Here is a 6,253-nt window from a genome sequence, read left to right as displayed (position 1 = left end):
GTGCAGCCCCTCCGCGATCTCAATCTGCTGTTTTTGGGACTGCCCCTGGTGGTCCGACGGGAACAGAGAAACGTTTTTCTCGCGCTGGGCTTGGGCATCCTTGTCGTGGCCCTTTTCACAGCCGTCGTTCTTACCTGTGAATATCTGGGGAATATTTACCTGATCTCACCCGCATTGGCGGCGTGGCTGCCGTTTTTCATTTCAGTCCCCGCCGCCGTGGCGCAGTTGGATTGGCTCTGGGAATAACGTTCCTCACGATTAAAAAACACTGTCTCAGTCAACAATTCCCCGGGTCGGTCCCCGGTTGGGGATGCCCCATCCCCCTGTTTGTATTTGGTGTTTGTATTCGTCTGTGAGAAGCCGAAGGTTGGATGTGCCGCAGGGGCCATTCATGAATTGCCCCTACCGAATCGCGGTGCGTATGATGGTGCCGCGTGGCCCGGGTGGAACCGGGCCCTCCAGTCCCTCGCGTGATGCGGATGCAAGCGACGCAATCGGCGTGGAACCCGGGCGTGTGGGAGGGAGGCCTCCCACGGCGTCCGGTAAACCTCGGAGGGGCACGCTTGTCGTGCCCGGTTAGGTGGGATGGACGATCGAAGGTTGGACGGTGGACCCGACAAGCGGGTCCCTCCGGTGAAAAGGAATCGGAGGCACGCTTGTCGTGCCCGTGGAAAGGCCATGTATGGTCTAACGTTGTAAACCGGGCAGACGCGAGAGGCAGGTTCCTCCGGTTGCATCCGTTTCCACGCGAGCCCGGGTGGACCTACGCATCCCCGTCGCCAGAGGAAAACCGGGAATGTGTCAGCAAATCGCTGCGTTGACATTGGGGGTTGGAAATGAAAGAATTAAGAGTGGCAAAATTGATATCGTCAAAAGAGAACGTGTGTCGATGGTTGTTAAAGGGAGGAGCGGGGAGCGATCGCGGGCCGACAGACGATCGGAAGAAGGTAGGAAATCGTGAACCTCGCGGGGCTGGCATCCCCATGCGGACGACCGACAGCGCGAGGGGCGGGTGAGAAACGTGGGCTGATGGACTACATATGTGAGTTGCGGTAATAACCTTTGCTTTATCGGACCACTCTTCAACGAGGGAGCAGCGCCAAGGGTGGTTCGTCACGCCATTCCGGAACTGAGGCCATGGCGTCTCTTTTGAACACCTTCAACATCTCTCGCGAGCCTGTGGCACGGCTGGCCACATCTCCTGTTGTTTCTGTGACGCGAGGCGTTCCCCTGAGAACTGTGCTGGAGCTGATGCGCGATCAGAAGCTGGGCGCTGTGACCGTCTGTGATCGCGGTCAAACCGTGGGGATCTTCACAGAACGGGACGCCCTCCGCTGTTTGGCCGAAGCCACGGATTTGGAGACCCCCATAGGGGATGTGGCGTCTCCCGGCCCGGTGACCGTGGAAAAGAAAGACAGTCTGGCGGAAGCTATTTCGCGTATGTCCTACCGTGGCTATCGCCATCTGCCCCTGGTGGATGACGATGGACAGGTCGTGGGGATGGTCGATGCGATCAACATCATTCAATGGCTTGTGGAACATTTTCCACGGGCGGTGTACACATTACCTCCAACTCCTGATGTCTTAATCGAGCGTGAAGGGCCTTGAAAGGTAACATCTTATGGAACCTCCGATTTCTTCGACATCCAACAATTCTGCGGCGGGCGGCGCTGAGAAGGGCCAGGGTGTTATGGAAAAACGGGTGATTGAGCTGGAAGAGGCCACGGTGCGGTTTGCCGGGGACTCCGGAGACGGGATGCAACTGGCGGGGACGCAGTTCACCCATACCTCAGCCGTCGCAGGCAACGACGTCGTCACCTTTCCCGATTTCCCGGCGGAAATCCGCGCGCCGCGAGGGACCAAAGCCGGGGTGAGTGGCTTCCAGGTGCACTTCGGCGCCAAGCGGGTGTACACACCCGGTGATAAGGTTGATGCACTGGTGGCGATGAATCCTGCGGCACTGGCGACGAGTCTTCCCGATCTCGTGCCGGGCGGGTTGCTCATCGTGGATATCGACTCGTTTTCCCAGCGTGACCTGGAACTGGCAGGCTACAAGTCCAACCCTCTGGAAGACGGGACGGTGGCCAATTATCAGCTTGTCACCGTGGAAATCACGCGGCTGACTCGCGAAGCCGTCAAGGATCTTGGCCTGACAACCAAGGAGGCGGATCGGTGCCGGAACTTCTTTGCCATGGGGCTGGTTTACTGGATCTTCGACCGGCCGCTAGAGCCCACCCTCCGCTTTATCGAGGCCAAGTTCGGCAAGAGGCCGGTCATCGCCGAGGCCAATCGCCGGGCGTTGATGGCGGGTTATCACTATGGAGAGACCACCGAGGTTATTCACCATCGTTATGTGGTTCCGCCCGTCAAACTCCCGCCGGGGACGTATCGCAACATCGTGGGAAATCAGGCGCTGGCATGGGGACTGATGGCGGCCTCCCGGCTCAGCGGCTGTGATCTCTTTTATGCCGGTTACCCGATCACACCCGCCAGCGACATCCTCCATGAACTGGCCCTCCGCCGCGAATTTGGGGTTCGTGTGTTTCAGGCAGAAGACGAGATTGCCGCCGTTGCAGCGGCCATCGGAGCCTCGTTCGGAGGGGCCATGGCGGTCACTGCAAGCAGTGGTCCGGGGATTTCGCTCAAGCTCGAAGGCATCGGTCTGGCTGTCATGCTGGAATTGCCGCTTCTGGTGATTGATGTGCAGCGGGCGGGACCCAGTACCGGTATGCCCACCAAGACGGAGCAGGCCGACCTCCTCCAGGCCATGTTCGGCCGACACGGGGAGTGCCCTGTGGCCATTCTCGCTCCACGGAGTCCGGCCGACTGCTTCGATATCGCCATCGAAGCCTGGCGGATCGCCGTCAAACATATGACGCCCGTCTTCATTCTCAGCGATGCCTACGTGGCCAACGGCTCCGAGCCGTGGCGGATTCCCAAGATGTCCTCCCTGCCCAAGATACCCGTGGAACATCCCCAACCCGTCGAGGGAGAGCCTTTCCTGCCCTATGCCCGCAATGAATGGCTGGCACGTCCCTGGGCCATTCCAGGAACACCACAGCTCATGCACCGGATCGGCGGCCTGGAAAAACAGGATGGAACCGGAGCGGTGAGTTACGACGGTGACAATCACCAGCGGATGGTGGAACTGCGGGCCAAAAAGGTGGCGCTTATCGCCAAGGATTATCCGCCGCAGGTCGTGGAAGGCCCCAAGTCGGGAAAGCTCCTCATCGTGAGCTGGGGAAGCACGTATGGCTCGGTGTATTCGGCAGTGCAGGAACTCTGGGCGACAGGCCAGGACGTCGCCTTCACGCATCTCCGTTACCTCAATCCCCTGCCCCTCGATCTGGAGGAGATCCTTTCCCGGTATGAGCACGTCATGGTGCCGGAGTTGAACCTCGGACAATTGGCATTGCTGCTCCAGGCGAAGTATCTCCGGCCGGTGCATCGGGTGAATAAGGTGAAGGGCCGTCCCTTCGCCGTCAACGAACTGGTGGAGGCCGCTCTGGCCATCCTGGAAACAGGGGAGAAGGCCTCGCAAACCTCGGAAAACGTCATTGTCGAGTATGTCAAGTGAGGATGTGACCAAGTCGAACAAGAATTTTTTGCCCGGTCACAGAAAAACACACAATCCAACAGAAGACTCTTTGGCGTGAGGATTCATCCATGTCGGTCGATGCCCTGATCGAAGCAGCCAAACTGACCCCGAACGATTACGCCAGCGGACAGGAAGTGCGATGGTGCCCCGGTTGCGGCGACTACGCCATCCTGGCCCAGGTGAAAAAAACTCTTGCCAATCTGGGTTTGCCCCGGGAAAAGACGGTATTCATCTCGGGCATTGGATGTTCCAGCCGGTTTCCGTACTACGTCAACACGTACGGAATCCACGGGATCCACGGTCGGGCCCCGGCGATTGCCACCGGGCTCAAGAGCGTCCGGCCGGACCTTCACGTATGGGTCATCACCGGAGACGGCGACGGGCTGAGCATCGGCGGGAATCATCTGATCCATGTTCTCCGCCGGAATGTTGATCTGACCATCCTCCTGTTCAACAACCGGATCTACGGTCTGACCAAGGGCCAGTCGTCGCCGACGACCCCTCTCGGCCATCCCACCAAGAGTAACCCCTTCGGCACACTGGAGCATCCGGTCAATGCCCTTTCCCTCGCCATCGGGGCGGAGGCGACATTTGTCGCGCGGAGCATCGACGTCTATCAAAAGCACCTGGGGATGGTGCTGGAAAGGGCGGCCGCCCATAAGGGCACCTCTTTCGTGGAAATCTATCAGAACTGCGTCGTCTTCTATGACGGGGCCTGGGAATACGCCACCGACCGCCAGGTGAAGGAGGATCATGTTCTCGAACTCGAGCATGGCAAGCCGATGCTTTTCGGCAAGAACCGGAACAAAGGTATTCGCTTCCGGGGATGTGTTCCCGAGATCGTGGAACTGGGAGACGGTGTTACCGAGGCGGACATCGCCGTCCACGATGAAAAAGCCGCCGATCCCACTGTCGCCTATGTCCTCAGCCGTATGCGGTATCCTGATTTCCCCGAGCCGATCGGTGTTTTTCGGGCAGTGGAACATCCGACCTACGATGGACTGCTCAACGAACAGGTTGCCAAGGCGATCGCGGCGCGCGGGGAGCCTCGGTCCCTGGATGATCTCTTTCACGAAGGTGACACCTGGGAAGTTCCGGAAGACGGAGCTCCATCCCGGTGATTCCACCGGTTGGTTGCGCGTAAAAACAGGTACACGAGAGCATGACGCGGATTATCTGTCCCGATTGTGGCCATGAAAACCTGGCGGGTGCCGACGAGTGCGTCCGCTGCCATCAACCGCTCACTCAGGAAGAGACGTTTGTTCCCCAGAATGAGCTGGAGCGGAGCGTTGCCTACGATCGCATCGGCCGGCTCGACATCCGCGATCCCGTCTGCGTCTCGCCGGAAACGCCCGTGGGAGAAGTCCTGCGGCGGATGGTGGCCGCACGCACCGGCTGCGCCCTGGTCATGGAAGGGACACAGCTTGTGGGCATCTTCACAGAGCGGGATGCGCTGCTTCGGCTCAGCCTGGATCGGGCGGAGTGGGAAAATCGACCCGTGCGGGATTTCATGACCACCCCGGTCGAGACGCTCGAGCTGGAAGACCGTATGGCTTTTGCCATCCATCGCATGGCGGTCGGCGGCTACCGGCACATCCCCATCTTGAGTGACGGCCAGGTCGTGGGGGTGGTCTCGGTGCGCGAGGTTTTTCGCCACCTCACGCGTCTTCTCGAGCAGGACTGAACGGAGCCCGGGACTGCGGCTGCGACGTTCCCGCTATTGTCTCCCGGTAGAGACCACAACCTGATGAAGGGCTTAGCGGACAGCCGATTCTGTCCCCGCCGCGGCACGCCGGGTCAGATTGGGCGACTGGGTTGTGCCGGCCAGGAAATTGTCAATCGTGGCGGCCGCCCGTAACTTGTCAAAATAGTCCGCCATGGCAAGGCGCAGTTTCTTTTCTCGAATATCCTCTGTGAGGATATCTTTGACGGAAGCAAAATCCACGTCCACTGGCTTGGTGAAGCCCAGGCAGTAGAGAATAACATAGGTTTCCGGTCCCACCTGGATAATTCCCGAGATTTCCCCGGGTTTGAGCGAGAAGGCTTCTTCCTCCAGGTTGGGCTGACCACCGTATTTCTGGATGGGGGCCACTTCGCCCCGGAGGGCCCGCGTGGCGGGATCGATGGAGTACTGTTCAGCGAGGTCGGCGAAGTTTTCTTCCGTGGGATTGGCGCGTGCCTTCTCCCACACCTGCTGGGCCCGCCGAAGATTATTGAGCACGATGGCCCGGCACCGCACCCGGGGACCGTAGTTCGCCTCGAAGGCCTTTTTCAGGTCCTCCTCGGTCACCTGGACATCGGCGTTGACCAGTTTTTTCAGCGCGACGGCAGGCCAGACGAGGTCGTGCCGATAGATCTCCGGCGTGATGTTCTGCTGCTCACAGATCATTCCCACCCATCTTTCCACATCGGGTTTGCCATCGGCCCGCGGAGGGAGATTCTGTGAAGCGAGGCGCGCGATTTCCGCTTCGACATCGGCCTCGGTAATCGCGATTCCTTTTTTCTTGCACGCCTGTTCGATGAGTTTGCGATTGATGGTCAACTCCAGGACCTCCTCCCCGTGGCGATCGATGCAGATCTCACCGAGATCTTCCAAACGGATCGGCCGACCGTTGATGAGGGCGGCCACACCGGGCATTTGCTGACGCTTCTGGG

Annotated in this window: 6 protein-coding genes; 5 read left to right on the top strand and 1 reads right to left on the bottom strand. The window is 59.5% G+C overall.

Features of this window, described 5'->3' with window-relative positions; genetic code table 11:
* The 5 genes from H5U08_RS08225 to H5U08_RS08205 form a co-directional block, all read left to right on the top strand.
* Positions 1-246, top strand: a 246-nt coding sequence (locus H5U08_RS08225; protein ID WP_297032049.1) for an LptF/LptG family permease, incomplete at its 5' end; no start/stop codon positions are given.
* A gap of 891 nt (positions 247-1,137) precedes the next feature.
* Positions 1,138-1,608, top strand: coding sequence for a CBS domain-containing protein (locus H5U08_RS08220; RefSeq protein ID WP_297032048.1), 471 nt, complete (start codon positions 1,138-1,140; stop codon positions 1,606-1,608).
* Between the two features lie 82 nt (positions 1,609-1,690).
* Complete coding sequence (locus H5U08_RS08215; protein WP_297032050.1) at positions 1,691-3,577, top strand: 2-oxoacid:acceptor oxidoreductase subunit alpha; 1,887 nt, start codon at positions 1,691-1,693, stop codon at positions 3,575-3,577.
* 89 nt (positions 3,578-3,666) lie between these two features.
* The gene (locus tag H5U08_RS08210; RefSeq protein WP_297032047.1) at positions 3,667-4,719 is read left to right on the top strand and encodes a 2-oxoacid:ferredoxin oxidoreductase subunit beta; all 1,053 of its coding nucleotides are present in this window, start codon (positions 3,667-3,669) and stop codon (positions 4,717-4,719) included.
* A 41-nt stretch (positions 4,720-4,760) separates the two neighbouring features.
* Complete coding sequence (locus tag H5U08_RS08205; protein ID WP_297032045.1) at positions 4,761-5,282, top strand: CBS domain-containing protein; 522 nt, start codon at positions 4,761-4,763, stop codon at positions 5,280-5,282.
* Between the two features lie 72 nt (positions 5,283-5,354).
* Here H5U08_RS08205 and H5U08_RS08200 read toward each other — a convergent pair.
* On the bottom strand, positions 5,355-6,253 hold an 899-nt coding region (locus H5U08_RS08200; RefSeq protein WP_297032043.1), incomplete at its 5' end, for a peptidyl-prolyl cis-trans isomerase.

The organism is Thermogutta sp. (assembly GCF_014359955.1).
GTDB lineage: Bacteria > Planctomycetota > Planctomycetia > Pirellulales > Thermoguttaceae > Thermogutta.
Note: the sequence above shows the minus strand (reverse complement) of the source record. Positions and strands in the feature narration are given on the sequence as shown.